This window comes from Gaiella occulta, assembly GCF_003351045.1.
Lineage (GTDB): Bacteria > Actinomycetota > Thermoleophilia > Gaiellales > Gaiellaceae > Gaiella > Gaiella occulta.
In genome coordinates, this window is sequence record NZ_QQZY01000003.1 from 273,827 (window position 1) to 288,619 (window position 14,793).

The window sequence follows — 14,793 nt, forward strand, 5'->3', positions numbered from 1 at the left end:
GCACGAGAAAGGAGGTCGGTATGGCGGGCACGCTCGAGGCAGCGAGAGAGGCTCTCGACGCCTTCAACGCCCACGACGAGCGGCGCATCAGGGAGACCTTCGCCGACGACGTCGTCTTCGAAGCTCCCGATGACGTCCACCTGGAAGGAGCCGAGGCAGCCACCGAGTATGCGATGGCGTGGCTGCGCGCCTTCCCGGATGCACGCATCACGAGCCACAACGAGATCGTCGCAGGCGACTGGGCGGTGCGCGAGTTCACCTTCTCGGGGACCCATGACGAGCCTCTTGTGGGCAAGCAGGGCGAGATCCCCGCGACCCACCGGCACCTCGTCGGCCGGGGCGTCGAGGTGCTTCGCATCGCCGCAGGCAGAGTCGTCGAGGACCGCCTCTACTACGACCAGGTGCAGATGCTGACGCAACTCGGGCTCGTGCCCGAGCCGGCGGCGGCCCGCGCCTGAGCCCGGATCCACCGATCCGCGCGGGCCGGACGGCCCGAAGGCGGGCACGCCGATCGCTGGACAGAGGCTCGGACGTCGTCGTGACCGGGGAGGGGGCTCGATCCCCCTCCCCGTGAGCGCAGGATCGCGTGCCGGCCGTTAGGTTGTCCGCGTGCCACCCTTCGTGCCCCTGAAGGCGACCTTCTCCATCTGCGCCGCCGACGTGTCCACGGGCGAGGTCGGGTGCGCGGTGCAGTCGAAGTACTTCGCGGTCGGCGCCGTCGTGCCCTGGGCGCGCGCGGGCGTGGGCGCCGTCGCGACGCAGGCGGCGGGTGTCGCCGCTTTCGGGCCGCGCGTGCTCGACTCGCTCGAGGCCGGCCGCTTGCTGCCGGACGCCCTCGCGGAGGCGCTCGCCGGGGATGCGGGCCGCGAGACGCGCCAGCTCGGCGCCGTCGCGGCGTCCGGCGCGTCGGCCGCGCACACCGGCGCCGACTGCCTCCACTGGGCCGGCCATCGCGTCGGGCCGGGCTACGCGGTGCAGGGGAACATCCTCGCCGGCGAGGCCGTCGTCGCCGGCATGGAGAGCGCGTTTCTCGCGACGGGCGGCTCGCTCGCGGAGCGGCTCGTCGCCGCCCTCGAGGCGGGCCAGGCGGCGGGCGGCGATGTGCGCGGCCAGCAGTCGGCGGCGGTCGTCGTCGAGCGTGCGGGCGCCGCGGCCGAGAGCCGCGAGGGCGTCGACCGCATCTGCGACCTGCGCGTCGACGACCACCCGCGCCCGATCGAGGAGCTGCGACGGCTGCTCGGCATCCATCTCGTCTGGGACGCGCTGCGGCGGGCGACGGCCCACTACGAGGCCAGGCGCTGGCGCGAGGGGGCCGAGCTCCTGCGCGGCGCGCTCGCCCGCCACGGCGAGAGCGCGCCGCTGCTCTACGACCTGGGCTGCTTTGCGGCGCTCACGGGCGCGCGGGACGAGGCGCTGGCACACATCGCCCGTGCGCTCGCGCTCGACCCGGCGCTGCGCGAGTCGGCGCGGGCCGACGGCGACCTCGCGGCGCTCGCCGACGATCCCCGCTTCCGCGAGCTCATGGCGTGACCTTCAGGCGATAGGCGTGGTCGGTGAACCACACCACGCGCTGCTGCGCACCGGGCGGCGGCGTGCCGGCAGCCGTGAACGTTCCGAACGACAGCCGTACCCACAGGCCGGCCGCGAGCGCGCCCGGAGCCGAGATGGTGCCGCGCCAGGAGGCGCCCGGCTCGATCGTCTTCGGCAGCGGCGGGTCGTAGACCGTCGCCTTGCGGATCGCCGGCAGCGTGCCCTCGCGGTTGCGCCGCTCGAGCGCCGTGATGTCGTCGTCGGGGAACAGGAGCACGCCGAAGGCGCGCTCGACGGCACGGCGGGGGTCGCCGACCTGCCACGAGACGCGTGAGCGGTTCCTGAACGAGATGTCGGCGCTCCAGCCGGTCTCCGTGACGGCAAACGACGTCACGCCGAACGCGAGCGCCGGCTTCGCCGCCGGGTACTGCTCGCTCCAGCCGAGGACGGCCCGCTGGGGAGCGGCCCTGACGGCGGGAGGCACGGAAACCGCCGCCGCACCGCAGCCGGCGGCGAGCAGGACGGCGGGCAGGAGAAGGAGCATCCGACGCATGCCGGAGATGCTCGCACAACGGGGTTGCTAGGCTCGCCCTCGGCGTGGATCTCTACGAGTACCAGGGCAAGGAGCTGTTCCGGCGTGCCGGCATCCCCGTCTCCGACGGCCGCCTCGCGACGACGCCGGGCGAGGCGCGCCAGGCGGCCGAGGTGCTCGGCGGTCCCGTCGTCGTCAAGGCGCAGGTGCTGACCGGCGGTCGCGGCAAGGCGGGCGGCGTCAAGCTCGCCCGGACCGCGCACGAGGCCGAGGAGCGCGCCAAGGACATCATCGGGCTCGACATCAAGGGCCACGTCGTGAAGCGCCTCTGGATCGAGAAGGCGTCCGACATCGCCAAGGAGTACTACCTCTCGCTCACGTTCGACCGTGGTGAGAAGAAGCCGCTGTTCATGTTCACGACGCAGGGCGGGGTGGACATCGAGCAGGTCGCCGCGGAGAGCCCCGACGCGCTCGTGCGGCTGCACGTCGATCCCCTCGAGGGCTTCCATCCCTGGCAGGCGCGCCGGCTCGTCTTCGGCGGCGGCGTCAGCGACCCGTCCGAGCGCAAGCAGATCGCGGCGATCATCGGCAAGCTCTACGACGCGTTCGTGCGCTTCGACGCGATGCTGTGCGAGATCAACCCGCTCATCGTCACCCCCGACGGCGAGGTGAAGGCGCTCGACTCGAAGTTCACCGTCGACGACAACGCGCTCTACCGCCACCCGGACGTGGCCGAGATGCGCGACCTCGACGCCGCCGACCCGCTCGAGGCGCTCGCGCGCGAGAAGCACGTCACCTATGTCAGGCTCGACGGCGAGGTCGGGGTGCTCGGGAACGGCGCCGGCCTGACGATGTCGACCGTCGACGTCGTCACCTTCGCCGGCGGCCGCCCAGCCAACTTCTGCGATCTCGGCGGCGGCGGCGACGCGCAGGGCGTCGTCGACGCGCTCGAGGTGATCACCCGCGATCCGCAGGTGAAGGCGATCTTCTTCAACATCTTCGGCGGCATCACCCGCTGCGACGAGGTCGCCCGGGGCATCCTGCAGGCGCTCGGCGAGATCGGCCTCGCGCTGCCGATCGTGGTGCGGCTGGACGGCACGAACGCCGAGGAGGGCCGGCGCATCCTCCGCGAGGCCGCGCCCCCCGACCTGTACGTGGAGCCGACGATGCTCGAGGCGGCACGGAAAGCCGTGGAGCTCTCGCGATGAGCGACGTCTGGAGCGGTCGCGCGCGGCTGTACGTCGACTCGGACGCGCACCGGGGCGGCGCCGATCTCGAGCAGATCGTCGCCTGGGCCGAGGGCGCGCGCTCCGCGGTGGACGTCGCCACGGGCGGAGGCCATGTCGCGCGGCGTCTACGCGAGGCCGGCATCGACGTCGTCACCTGCGACCCCGCGCCGGGCATGCAGCCGGATGTCGTCTGTCGTGCCGAGAGCCTGCCCTTCGCGGACGGGTGCGTCGACGTCGTCGCGTGCCGCACGGCCGCCCACCATTTCGCGGACGTGCGCAAGGCGGTGAGCGAGATGGCGCGCGTCAGCGCCGACCGCGTCCTCATCGTCGACACGGTGCACATGGGCGACGCCGTCGAGGAGGCCGAGAAGCTGCGCGATCCGTCGCACGTGCGCAACTACACGGATGCCGAGTGGCGCGAGATCGTGCGAGAGGCCGGGCTCGGGGTCGACGACGCCCGCTTCTACGAGCACTCGATGGACTTCGTCGCCTGGCTTGCGCGCACCGGCTGCGAGGGCGACGACGCGCGGCGGGTGGCGGCGCTGCTCGGGGACCGCGTCGCCGACGGCCGGCTGACGCTGACGAAGATCGCGATCAAGGCGAGGAAGGAGCGCTAGCGATGGCGATCATCGTCGACAACGACACGCGGCTCGTCGTCCAGGGGCTGACCGGCTCCGAGGGGCGCTTCCACGGCCTGCGCAACCGCGCCTACGGCACGAACCTCGTCGCCGGCGTCACGCCCGGCAAGGGCGGCCAGGACGTCGAGGGCGTCCCGGTCTACGACACGGTCGTCGAGGCCGTGACCCGCGAGGGCGCGAACACTGCGATGATCTTCGTCCCCGCGCCGTTCGCCGCCGACGCGGTCTACGAGGCGGTCGACGCCGGCATCGCCACCGTGATCTGCATCACCGAGGGCGTTCCGGCCCACGACATGCTCCGCATCCACGCCTACATCGGCACGAGGGGCGTGACGATGATCGGCCCCAACTGCCCGGGCGCCCTGTCGCCGGGGAAGGCGAACGTGGGCATCATCCCGGCCGAGATCTTCAACGCCGGCAGCATCGGACTCGTCTCCCGCTCGGGCACGCTCACCTACCAGATCGGCCACGAGCTCACCCAGCTCGGGCTCGGCAACTCCACGATCGTGGGCATCGGCGGTGACCCGATCGTGGGCTCGTCGTTCATCGACGTGCTCGGCCGGTTCGAGGCCGATCCCGAGACGGAGTACGTCGTCATGGTCGGCGAGATCGGCGGCGACGAGGAGGAGAAGGCCGCCGCCTTCATCGAGGCCGAGGTGACGAAGCCGGTCGTCGCCTACATCGCGGGCTTCACCGCTCCGCCGGGCAAGACGATGGGCCACGCGGGCGCGATCATCTCCGGCTCCTCGGGGACAGCCGAAGGCAAGAAAGCAGCGCTCGAGGCGAAGGGCATCCGCGTCGGCACGACGCCGACGGAGACCGCTCAGCTCGTGGCCGAGATCGCCCGCAGCTGACGCGCCCGCGACCGCCGCGCGAGGACGACCGCCGCCGCGCGGAGAGCGGCGCCCCGGCGACGAGGAGCACGGGGAGCGCCCCGCTGATCCGCGCGAAGGCCAGCAACCCGTTCCTCAGCCCGTCGCCGCGCTCGTCGCCGTGGTGCTGCGCGGCGCGTCGCCCGTACGGCCGCTGCGATCCTCTGGGCGTCGGTACATTCCGGGGCAGTGCCGTTCGGTCTCTGGATCTGGGAAGTCGTCATCCTCGCCGGCGTGCTCCTGCTGCTCTCGTCGCACGAGGCCGACGAGCGCGCAACGTGATGGACGTCGTCTCGTATCGCACTCTCGAGCCCTTCACGACGAAGGACGGCTCGACGATCCGCGAGTACCTGCACACGCCCGCGCAGTCTCTGGCCGAGGCGACGCTCGCGCCGGGCCAGTCGACGGAGCGTCACTACCACGCGGTCAGCGAGGAGATCTACCTGCTCGTCGAGGGTGGCGGCACGATGGAGCTCGACGGGGCGTCGCGTGAGGTGCGTGAGGGGGACGCCGTGCTGATCCCGCCCGGCGCCTGGCACGAGATCACCGCCGGACCTGAAGGCGTGCGGCTCTTGTGCTGCTGCGTCCCTCCGTACTCCCACGACGACACGTACTTCGCCTGACACGGTGCGGCGGACGGCGCCGCGCCCGTCGTGCGGGGTGATGCATGCGCGTGCACGACGGGCGTGACGATTCGGGGAGCGCGGTCAGATCTTGCGGCGGGGCCGCGACGGCCCCCACTTCGAGTTGCGCCGCTTCGACGAGTAGACGAGCTTGGGAGCGGCCGACTTCATGCCGGTCTCCTCCCACTTCTCGGTCTGCCCGTTGAGGCGCGCGACACGGCTCACCTCGGACTGCTGATCCGGCAGCACGAGCGTGACGCCGGTGCCCGAGCGGCCCGCGCGGCCGGTGCGGCCGACACGATGCGTGTAGGCCTTCTCGTCCTCCGGCGGGTCGAAGTTGATCACGTGCGTGATGTCCGACAGATCGAGCCCTCGCGCGGCGACGTCGGTGGCGATCAGCGTCGTCACCTTGCCTGACTCGAAGTGTGCGAGCGCCTTCTCGCGCGCCGCCTGCGTCTTGTCGCCGTGCATCGCGACCGCGCGCACGTCGTGACGTGCGAGCCGCTGCGCCAGCCGGTCGGCGCCGCGCTTCGTGCGCACGAACACGAGCGCGAGGCCGCGCTCCGCGTTGAGCAGCTCGACGAGCTTGTCGACCTTGTTCTCGGCCGTGACGGCCAGGAACTGGTGGTCGATCTCGCCGGTCGAGTGCTCGCTCGGCAGCTCGGCCTCGATCCGCACCGGCGCCGTCGTGTACGCCTGCGCGAGCTCGCCGACGGCCCCGTCGAGCGTGGCCGAGAAGAACATCGTCTGACGGTCGTCCCGGATGCGGCGCACGATCTTGTCGACCTGCGGCTTGAAGCCCATGTCGAGCATGCGGTCGGCCTCGTCGAGGACGAGGATCGTGACCGCGTCGAGGGAGACGAGACGCCGGTCGATCAGGTCCTGCAGCCGCCCCGGCGTCGCCACGAGGATGTGCGCCGTGCGGGCCCTGTCGGCCTGGGCGCGCAGCGGCACGCCGCCGTAGACAGCCGCGACCGAGAGGCCGCGGACGGCTGCGAGCCTCTCGAGCACCTCGGCGACCTGGACGCACAGCTCGCGCGTCGGCACGAGGATCAGCGCAGCGGGCCGTGCGCCGTCGCGCGTGACGTGCTGCACGATCGGAACGGCGAAGGCGAGCGTCTTGCCCGAGCCCGTCGGGGCCTTGGCGAGGATGTCCGCTCCGGACAGCGCCGCAGGGATCGCGCGCGTCTGGATCTGGAACGGCGACTCGATGCCCTGCTCCGCGAGTGCGCCGACGATATCGGCATGCAGGCCGAGCGCGGCAAACGTGTGTTGTGACATGGGGTTTTCGACTCCTTGATTCGAGGTCGAGACCACCTACCCTCGAACCCGATCTCCAGGAGAGAGTCGAAAGAAGCTAGTCCCACGGGCCGGCACACGCCGTCCTTGCCGGCAACGGTAGCAGCAGCGGCCGTGCGGCTGGGGCGCCGTGCCGTCCGGCGCTCCGCGCCTGCCGGTTCTGCGACCGGGTGCGGAGCCTCCAGGGTAGTCTCCGGGCGATGGCTCCGATCTCCTTCGCCCGCGGCGCGCCGGCGCCGGAGTGCCTCGATCCCGCGCTGATCGCCGACTGCAGCCGTGCGGCGCTCGAGCGCGACGGCACCGCGATCCTCTCGTACGGCGCAGGCGGCGGCTACGGCCCGCTGCGCGAGGTGCTCGCGGAGCGCCACGGCGTCGACGCCGGCCGCGTCTTCGTCACGACCGGCGGCCTGCAGGGATTCGTCTTCTACGCCGCCGTGCAGCTCGAGCGCAAGCCCGGGCGCGTGCTCGTGGAGGGGCCGACGTACGACCGCCCGCTCAAGCTGCTCGGCTGGCAGGGGGTCGAGGTCGTGGCGCTGCCGATGGACGACGAGGGTCTCGACCTCGACGCGCTCGAGGCGGAGCTTGCAAGGGGCGGCGACATCTCGTTCCTCTACACGATCCCGACCTTCCAGAACCCGAGCGGCCGCACGCTCGGCGCCGGACGGCGCGCACGGATCGCGCAGCTCGCCGCCGCACACGGGCTCGACGTGCTCGAGGACGACCCCTACGGGCTCGTGCGCTACGAGGGGCAGGCGCCCCCGTCGATCTTCGAGCTCGAGGGCGGCTCGCACGTCACGTTCACCTCGTCGTTCTCGAAGACGGTCGCTCCCGGGCTGCGCGTCGGCTACTTCGTCGTTCCCGACGCGATGCGCGCCGCCTACGACGAGCGGGCCGTCTCGACCTACATCTCGCCGTCGCTGCTGCCCCAGGCGGTCGTGCACGAGCTGTTCGCACGCGGCGCGTTCGAGCCGAACCTCGAACGCATCCGCGGCCTGCTGCGCGCGCGCAAGGACGCGATGCTGTCGGCGCTCGAGAGCGAGCTGCCGCCGGCGGCGACATGGAGCCGGCCCGAGGGCGGCTACTTCCTGTGGGTGGACTTCGGGCCCGGCGCCGATGCCGGTGATCTCCTGCGTCGGGCAAGCGAGGCGGGCGTCACGTTCGTTCGCGGGACGGACTTCTTCCCCGGCGGCTCCGGCGGTGTCGGCGCCGCCCGCCTCGCGTTCAGCTACGAGACGCCCGAGCGCATCGCCGAGGGCGTTGCGCTGCTCGCCTCCCTGCTCTAGGAGCGCTACTGCCGTTCGCGTCGCCGCCGGCGCGCGCGGAGGTCGTCGAACAGCCAGCCGACGACGAAGCCGAGTGCGATCGCGAGCAGCAGCACGACGAAGAGGGACGCCTCCGTCTTGAAGAACACGAAGTTGACGGCGACGCGGTCGCGGTTGGCGATCACGACGACGAGCCCGTAGAGCAGCACGAGCCCGAGCACGATGCGCCGGGGCGTCCACACGCTCTTGCGCGGCTGCTGCCCGGTGCCCGGCTGGGGCGGTTGCGTCATTCCCCGGAGCCTACGCGGCGGCTGTGGCCGCGGCAAGCGGGGGCGCAGGCCTGAGCACGAGGCGCGGCTGCGGCGGGGGCGCCAGGTGGCCGCCCGTCGCCGCGCGGAACGTGGGGCACGGGACGTCGCCCGGAAGCGCGCACAGGCCCGCCCGGCGGAAGTAGCAGTCGTTGCACGATGCTTTGGCGAGTTTGCTCATAGTTCGACGTGATACTGCCGTGTCCCCCCTGGACAGGGGCCATTGTCGGCATCACGGCTCGCGCCCGCAAGGGGCCCGGGGACGAAATCCCCGCAATTAGCGGCTGTTTCCCGATCGGACAAAAGACCTGCAAAAAGGCTATTTCGAAGCGAGCGTACGCAGAGCGGACAACGCCTGTTGAAAACTTTGCACGGGCACGATGCGGAGGTCGCCCGCATAGCGGCGCGCCTCCGCCGCGTTATCCCCAGCCGGAACGAGGAAGACGTCGACCCCTGCCCTCCGCGCTCCGAACACCTTCTGCTTGACGCCGCCGATCGGCGCGACGGTGCCGTCGAGCTCGATCTCGCCGGTGGCGGCCACCTTGAGCCCGCGGTCGACGTCGTGGCCGAGCTCCTGCAGCACATCGAGCGCGAAGGGCAGGCCGGCGGACGGGCCGCCGACGTTGCCGAGGTCGATACGCACCTTGACGGGGAGCTTCACGTCGGCCGCCTGCGCGACGCGGATGCCGATGATCGCGCGACCGGGTCGGGACGGCGACTCGACCGTGCGCACGTTCCTCTGCGCGAGGCTGCCGCCGTGGCGCACGGTCAGCCGCACCGTTGCTCCCGGCGCGACGGACGACAGCGCCCGGCGCAGACCGTCGGGGGTGCGGACGACCGTGTCGTTCGCGCGCACGATGACGTCGCCCGGATCGAGAACGGCCGCCGCCGGGACGTCCGAGGCGACACCCTCGACGAGCGCGCCCTGCGGATCGGTGCGGACGTCGAAGCCCGCCTGCTTCAGGGCCACCGCCGCGGCCACCTCCTCGGAGCGCGCCATCTCCTGCCGTCCCTCTCGCCGGCGCTGCTCGAAGGAGCTGTCGGGCGGCACCACCTGGCTGCGGTCGACGAGCGACGAGCCGTCCGGGCGCAGGAACGGGAGCAACCGCTCTGCCCACGACGCCTTGCGCACGACGACGTCGACGAAGTAGATGCCGCCGACGGCATCGGGAGGCTTCTCCCCCTCCACGGTGACCTTGTCGGCGAGCGGCTGCGCCGTGTGGGGGACGAACAGGTAGTCGCGCGACGGGACGAGCCAGACGAAGGCGAGGACGACGGCGAGGGCGAGCGCCGTGCCCCACAGGAGCCGCGCGAGTGGGGGTCGCGCTGCTGGCGGTCGTGCAGGCAACTACGTGAGACCGCTGAGCATGCCGCCGTCGACGGCGACGACCGAGCCGCTGATGTAGGCCGCCTGCTCGGAGGCGAGGAAGCACACCGCCGCAGCGATCTCGGCCGGCCGGCCGAGCCGCCGGGCCGGGATCTGCGCCAGGATCTCCGGCCCCGGGCCGCCGGCTCCGTACAGCGCTTGCAGGCGCTCGGTGTCGATTCGCCCCGGGGCGACCGTGTTGACGGTGATCCCCTCCGGGCCGAGCTCGCGGGCCAGGGTCTTGAGCCAGCCGACGACGCCGGGACGTACCGCGTTCGAGAGAGCGAGGTTCGCGATCGGCTCCTTCACCGACGTGGACTCGATCGCCACGATGCGGCCGCGGCCGCTCGCCCGCAGGTGCGGCAGGCATGCCGCGACGAGGTGCACGTGCGGGGTGAGCAGGAGCGCCACGGCCGCTTCGACGTCCTGCGTCGTGATGCCGCTCGCAGGGCCCGGCGGCGGGCCGCCGCCGTTGAGCACGAGCACGTCGACGCCCCCGAGCCTCTCGACGGCCGTGTCGACGAGCCGACGCAGGTCGGACGGGTCGGTGAGATCGCCGGGCACGGCGAGAGCGCCGAGGCGCGCCGCCTCGCGCTCGAGCACGTCGCGGCGGCGAGCGAACATCGCCACGGCGGCGCCCTCGGCGCGCAGAGCCGCGGCGATCGCGAGGCCCATGCCCTGCGAGGCGCCGAGAACGATCGCGGTGCGTCCGCTGAGGCCGAGGTCCATCGCGGCGCAAGCCTACCCGGTGGAGGCGGGGGTGAGGCCCGTGTGCCCCACCCCCGCAGCAGACGACTACCGGTGCGTCAGCACCTGCACGACGTCGCGTACGGCCGCCTCGGAGAGCTTCAGCATCTTCTTCTCGGCGGCTGTGAGACGGAGCTTCACGACCTCCTCGGCGCCGCCGGCGCCGAGCTTCACGGGCACGCCCATGTAGAGGTCGCGGATCCCGTACTCGCCCTGCAGGTACGCGGTGCACGGGAGCACGCGCTTCTCGTCGAGGCAGATCGCGTCGACCATCTGCGCTGCGGCGGCGCCCGGCGCGTACCAGGCGGATGTGCCGAGCAGCTTCACGATCTCGCCGCCGCCCACCTTCGTGCGCTCGACCATCTTGCGGATCTTCGCCGCCGACACGAGCTGGTCGAGCGGCACGCCGCCGACGGTCGTCGCCGACACGACGGGGACCATCTGGTCGCCGTGGCCGCCGAGCACCGTCGCCGTGACCTCCTTCACCGACAGTCCCGTCTCCTGCGCGATGAAGCACTCGAACCGCGCCGTGTCGAGGATGCCGGCCATGCCGACGACCCGCTCGCGCGGGAACTTCGACACCGCCCGGGCGACATGGCACATCGCGTCGAGCGGGTTGGAGACGATGACGAGCACGGCCTGCTTGGAGCGCTTCGCGATCTCGCGCGTCACCTCGGCGACGATCGTCTCGTTCGTCTTCACGAGGTCGTCACGGCTCATCCCCGGCTTGCGCGGGAGGCCCGCCGTGATCACGACCACGTCCGAGCCCGCGCTCGCGTCGTAGCCGGATGCGTCGACGCCGACGACCGTCGGCTCGTAGCCCAGCACCGATCCCGCCTGGTTGATGTCGAGGGCTTTGCCGGCCGCGAGGTCCGGCTTCACGTCGACGAGCACGACCTCGGCGTAGTCCCGCCTCGCCACCTCCTGCGCGCACGTGGCGCCGACGTTTCCGGCACCGACGACGGTGACCTTCTTCCTTCCGTTCATCGAATCGCTTCCTTTCGTCCGGATCTCTCGCCTGCGACGCTCCCGCGATCGCCGCAGGGCGTTGCGCTCACCTCGAGGCGCCCTCGCCGGCAAGCGCCTCGATGATCGCGTCGGCGTACTCCGCGGTACCGACGGCGGAGGGGTCGTCGCGCGACGGCTTCATGTCGTAGGTGACCCGGTCGCCCTCGGCGATCACCGCTGCCACCGCGGCCTCGAGCCGGCGCGCCGCGTCGTCCTCGCCCAGGTGCTCGAGCATGAGCTTCCCGGAGAGGATCATCGCGGTCGGGTTGACCTTGTTCTGCCCCTTGTACTTCGGCGCCGAGCCGTGCGTCGCCTCGAAGACCGCCGCGTGGGTGCCGATGTTCGCCCCCGGGGCGACGCCGAGCCCGCCGACGAGCCCGGCGGTGAGGTCGCTGATGATGTCGCCGTACAGGTTCGGCAGCACGAGCACGTCGAACTCCTCGGGCCGCTGCACGAGCCCCATGCAGAGCGCGTCGACGAGCGTCTCCCAGGGCTCGATCTCCGGGAAGTCCCGCGCCACCTCGCGGAACACGGACAGGAACAGCCCGTCGGTGAACTTCATGATGTTCGCCTTGGTGATGCACGAGACGCGCCTGCGGCCGTGGCGGCGGGCGTACTCGAAGGCGTGGCGGATGATGCGCTCCGAGGCCTCGGGGCTGATCGGCTTCACCGAGATGCCCGAGGACGGCGCGATCTGCCGCGGCTGCAGCCCGTTCAGCAGCTCGATCACCCGTGCGGCCTCCGGCGTGCCGGACGCGTACTCGATGCCGGCGTAGAGGTCCTCCGTGTTCTCGCGGACGACGACGAGGTCGACGTTGTCGTAGCGCGAGCGGACGCCGGCGTACGACTTACACGGGCGGATGCACGCGTACAGCCCGAGCTCGTGGCGCAGCGCCACGTTGACGGAGCGGAAGCCGGTGCCGATCGGCGTCGTGATCGGGCCCTTCAACGCCACCCCGGTGCGCCGCACGGAGGCGAGCGTCTCCTCGGGAAGCGGCGTGCCCGCCTCCCGCATCACGTCGACGCCGGCGTGGTGGAGGTCCCACGCGAAGCGGACGCCGGTCGCCTCGAGCACGCGCCGTGTCGCCTCCGTCAGCTCGGGCCCCGTGCCGTCTCCGGGGATGAGGGTGACGGAATGGGTCATGAGGCGGAGCATAGTGACACGACAGCTCTCCCCTGCTCAGGTACCGTCCAGCCGGACGCACACCTCGGCAAAGGGAGATCGATGAGCGAGTTCAAGCCGGGCCTCGAGGGGGTCGTGGCCTTCGAGACGGAGATCGCGGAGCCTGATCGCGACGGTGGCGCGCTGCGCTACCGCGGCGTCGACATCGAGGAGCTCGTCGGCGTCGTTCCCTTCGAGAAGGTGTGGGGGCTGCTCGTGGACGACAGGCCCGAGCCGGGGCTCACGCCCGCCGAGCCGTACCGCGCCGACGGGCTGACCGGGAACGCTCCCGCCGATCTCCAGGCGGTCACCGCCCACCTCGGCGGCGAGTGGGGCCTGGGACAGCTGATCGACATCTCCGACGGGCAGGCCGAGGCCGACCTGCGGCGTCTCTCCGCGACGATGATCTCCGTCGCGGCGCAGTCGGCACGCGTTGCCGACGGCAACCACGTGCCCGTCGATCCCGGCGTGATCGCGCAGGGCCGGACCGCCGCCGAGCGCTTCCTGCTCGAGTGGCGCGGCGAAGCCGACCCCAAACACGTGCAGGCGATCGACACCTACTGGATCTGCACAGCCGAGCACGGCCTCAACGCCTCCACCTTCACCGCGCGCGTCGTCGCCTCGACCGGCGCCGACTGCGCCGCCTGCCTCTCCTCCGCCGTCGGCGCGCTCTCGGGGCCGCTGCACGGCGGCGCTCCCGCGCGCGTTCTGCCGATGCTCGACGGCGCCGCCGCGGCGGGCTCCGTCGAGGGCTACGTCGGCAACCTGCTCGACAGCGGCGAGCGGCTGATGGGCTTCGGCCACCGCGTCTATCGCGCCGAGGACCCGCGCGCGCGCCTGCTACGGGACACCGCCAGGAAGCTCGGCTCGCCCCGCTTCGCGGTGGCCGAGGAGCTCGAGCGCGTGGCGCTCGCCGAGCTGCACCGCCGCAAGCCCGACCGCGTGCTGGCGACGAACGTGGAGTTCTGGTCCGCCGTCGTGCTCGACGTCGCCGACATCCCGCCGCGCCTCGCTCCCGCGATGTTCGCCTGCTCGCGCACCGCCGGCTGGTCCGCGCACATCATGGAGCAGAAGCGGCTCGGCCGGCTCGTCCGACCGGCGGCGAGGTACGTCGGCCCCGGCGCCCGCCCGCTCGCGTCGGTCTGATGGATCTCGCGCAGGCTGCTGCGCTGGCGGAAGAGTACGCGGCGCGTGGGCTCGAGAAGGAGCTCGCCGCGCTGCGCGCCGAGTGGGACGACGAGATCGAGGCGGCGGCGCGCAACCCGGACTACCGCGTGCGCGCGGCGGCGTACCGCTCGGTGGCGCAGTTTCGCTTCCGGCAGAAGCTGGAGCTGCTGCGGCGCGGCCTCGAAGACGACAGCCCGGCCGCGCGCGGTTCCGCGCTGATCGCGCTCGAGGGGCTCTCGCGCGCGCATCCGGGCGACGTCAACAGCTTCCGGTCGCAGCTGCACGAGCTGGCCGCACGCGACGCGAACGTCGCCGTCAGGCGCCTTGCGATCGTCTGCTTCAAGAACGGCACGCCGGCACGCGAGACGATCCAGCTCCTCGACGGGATCGCGCAGAACGACGACGCCGACGCCGACGTGCGCAAGACGGCCCGCTCGGTGGCGTTGCTGCTGACGAAGAAGGCGCGCGCGAAGTAGGGTCGGCCGCATGGACGCACCGCTCGTCGGACTGATCATGGGCTCCCGCTCCGACTGGGAGACGATGCGGCATGCGGCGGAGACCCTGGACGCGCTCGCGGTGCCGTACGAGAAACGGGTCGTCTCGGCGCACCGGACGCCCGATCTGCTCTTCGAGTACGCGGGTGGCGCGGAGGCACGGGGCCTGCAGGTGCTGATCGCCGGCGCCGGCGGGGCCGCACACCTGCCGGGGATGGCGGCCGCGAAGACCGCGCTGCCCGTGCTCGGCGTTCCCGTCGAGTCGAAGACGCTGAAGGGGATGGACTCCCTGCTCTCGATCGTGCAGATGCCCGCCGGGATCCCGGTCGGGACGCTCGCGATCGGGCGTGCCGGGGCCGTCAACGCGGCCCTGCTCGCGACCGCGATCCTCGCCCGCTCGGACGCGGGCATCCGGGAGCGCCTGGCCGCGTTCCGCGCCGCGCAGACGCAGTCGGTGCTCGACGCCCCCGACCCTGCCGCGTAGGCGTGCCTCGCCGAGGGGCACGACGCTCGTGACAGTCTGTTACAAGCAAGAGCGCGCGCAGCGAGGCGGAGC

General features: G+C 72.2%; 18 protein-coding genes. 10 read left to right on the top strand and 8 right to left on the bottom strand.

Annotated elements, in window-relative coordinates:
* Positions 1-20 precede the first annotated feature (20 nt).
* Both Gocc_RS08350 and Gocc_RS08355 read left to right on the top strand, forming a co-directional pair.
* A complete protein-coding gene (locus tag Gocc_RS08350) occupies positions 21-458 on the top strand; it encodes an ester cyclase (protein WP_114796073.1) in 438 nt (145 codons plus the stop codon).
* A 151-nt stretch (positions 459-609) separates the two neighbouring features.
* Positions 610-1,530 (top strand): DUF1028 domain-containing protein, encoded by a 921-nt coding sequence (locus Gocc_RS08355; RefSeq protein ID WP_114796074.1) that lies wholly within the window; start codon positions 610-612, stop codon positions 1,528-1,530.
* On the opposite strand, the gene Gocc_RS08360 is transcribed toward Gocc_RS08355, so the two are convergent.
* Complete coding sequence (locus tag Gocc_RS08360; RefSeq protein WP_114796075.1) at positions 1,520-2,083, bottom strand: hypothetical protein; 564 nt, start codon at positions 2,081-2,083, stop codon at positions 1,520-1,522. The genes Gocc_RS08355 and Gocc_RS08360 overlap by 11 nt on opposite strands.
* A gap of 44 nt (positions 2,084-2,127) precedes the next feature.
* Here Gocc_RS08360 and sucC point away from each other — a divergent pair, with 44 nt between their 5' ends.
* The 4 genes from sucC (at position 2,128) to Gocc_RS08380 (ending at position 5,424) form a co-directional block, all read left to right on the top strand.
* Complete coding sequence (sucC, locus tag Gocc_RS08365; protein ID WP_114796076.1) at positions 2,128-3,270, top strand: ADP-forming succinate--CoA ligase subunit beta; 1,143 nt, start codon at positions 2,128-2,130, stop codon at positions 3,268-3,270.
* Positions 3,267-3,908, top strand: a complete 642-nt coding sequence (locus tag Gocc_RS08370) for a class I SAM-dependent methyltransferase (protein WP_114796077.1) — start codon at positions 3,267-3,269, stop codon at positions 3,906-3,908. Before sucC ends, Gocc_RS08370 begins: the two co-directional genes overlap by 4 nt.
* A 2-nt stretch (positions 3,909-3,910) precedes the next feature.
* Positions 3,911-4,783 carry a succinate--CoA ligase subunit alpha gene (sucD, locus tag Gocc_RS08375; RefSeq protein ID WP_114796078.1) on the top strand — a complete coding sequence of 291 codons (873 nt, stop codon included), beginning with the start codon at positions 3,911-3,913 and terminating at the stop codon, positions 4,781-4,783.
* A 299-nt stretch (positions 4,784-5,082) separates the two neighbouring features.
* On the top strand, positions 5,083-5,424 hold the full coding sequence (locus Gocc_RS08380; RefSeq protein WP_114796079.1) for a cupin domain-containing protein: 342 nt from the start codon (positions 5,083-5,085) through the stop codon (positions 5,422-5,424).
* A gap of 84 nt (positions 5,425-5,508) precedes the next feature.
* Here Gocc_RS08380 and Gocc_RS08385 read toward each other — a convergent pair whose 3' ends face one another.
* Positions 5,509-6,705 (bottom strand): DEAD/DEAH box helicase, encoded by a 1,197-nt coding sequence (locus tag Gocc_RS08385; protein WP_114796080.1) that lies wholly within the window; start codon positions 6,703-6,705, stop codon positions 5,509-5,511.
* Positions 6,706-6,923: 218 nt separating this feature from the next.
* On the opposite strand from Gocc_RS08385, the gene Gocc_RS08390 reads away from it, so the two are divergent.
* Entirely contained in the window at positions 6,924-8,006 is a 1,083-nt protein-coding gene (locus Gocc_RS08390; RefSeq protein WP_114796081.1) for an aminotransferase-like domain-containing protein, read from the top strand.
* A 5-nt stretch (positions 8,007-8,011) separates the two neighbouring features.
* On the opposite strand, the gene Gocc_RS08395 is transcribed toward Gocc_RS08390, so the two are convergent.
* From Gocc_RS08395 to Gocc_RS08415, 6 genes are all read right to left on the bottom strand, one after another.
* Positions 8,012-8,275 carry a LapA family protein gene (locus Gocc_RS08395; RefSeq protein WP_114796082.1) on the bottom strand — a complete coding sequence of 88 codons (264 nt, stop codon included), beginning with the start codon at positions 8,273-8,275 and terminating at the stop codon, positions 8,012-8,014.
* A 10-nt stretch (positions 8,276-8,285) separates the two neighbouring features.
* Positions 8,286-8,474, bottom strand: a complete 189-nt coding sequence (locus tag Gocc_RS15660) for a hypothetical protein (RefSeq protein WP_147281221.1) — start codon at positions 8,472-8,474, stop codon at positions 8,286-8,288.
* Positions 8,475-8,612: 138 nt separating this feature from the next.
* The gene (locus Gocc_RS08400; RefSeq protein WP_114796083.1) at positions 8,613-9,641 is read right to left on the bottom strand and encodes a YlbL family protein; all 1,029 of its coding nucleotides are present in this window, start codon (positions 9,639-9,641) and stop codon (positions 8,613-8,615) included.
* The gene (locus Gocc_RS08405; protein ID WP_114796084.1) at positions 9,642-10,388 is read right to left on the bottom strand and encodes an SDR family oxidoreductase; all 747 of its coding nucleotides are present in this window, start codon (positions 10,386-10,388) and stop codon (positions 9,642-9,644) included.
* Positions 10,389-10,454: 66 nt separating this feature from the next.
* Positions 10,455-11,393, bottom strand: coding sequence for a malate dehydrogenase (gene mdh, locus Gocc_RS08410; RefSeq protein WP_114796085.1), 939 nt, complete (start codon positions 11,391-11,393; stop codon positions 10,455-10,457).
* A gap of 67 nt (positions 11,394-11,460) precedes the next feature.
* Positions 11,461-12,558: an isocitrate/isopropylmalate dehydrogenase family protein gene (locus tag Gocc_RS08415; protein WP_114796086.1), complete on the bottom strand. Its 1,098-nt coding sequence runs from the start codon at positions 12,556-12,558 to the stop codon at positions 11,461-11,463.
* An 81-nt stretch (positions 12,559-12,639) separates the two neighbouring features.
* Here Gocc_RS08415 and Gocc_RS08420 point away from each other — a divergent pair, with 81 nt between their 5' ends.
* Genes Gocc_RS08420 through purE form a run of 3 tightly spaced genes read left to right on the top strand, consistent with a single transcriptional unit; the run spans position 12,640 to position 14,721 of the window.
* A complete protein-coding gene (locus tag Gocc_RS08420) occupies positions 12,640-13,722 on the top strand; it encodes a citrate synthase 2 (RefSeq protein WP_114796087.1) in 1,083 nt (360 codons plus the stop codon).
* Entirely contained in the window at positions 13,722-14,219 is a 498-nt protein-coding gene (locus tag Gocc_RS08425; RefSeq protein ID WP_114796088.1) for a HEAT repeat domain-containing protein, read from the top strand. The genes Gocc_RS08420 and Gocc_RS08425 overlap by 1 nt, the downstream gene beginning before the upstream one ends.
* A 10-nt stretch (positions 14,220-14,229) precedes the next feature.
* Positions 14,230-14,721, top strand: coding sequence for a 5-(carboxyamino)imidazole ribonucleotide mutase (gene purE / locus Gocc_RS08430; protein WP_114796089.1), 492 nt, complete (start codon positions 14,230-14,232; stop codon positions 14,719-14,721).
* Positions 14,722-14,793 lie beyond the last annotated feature (72 nt).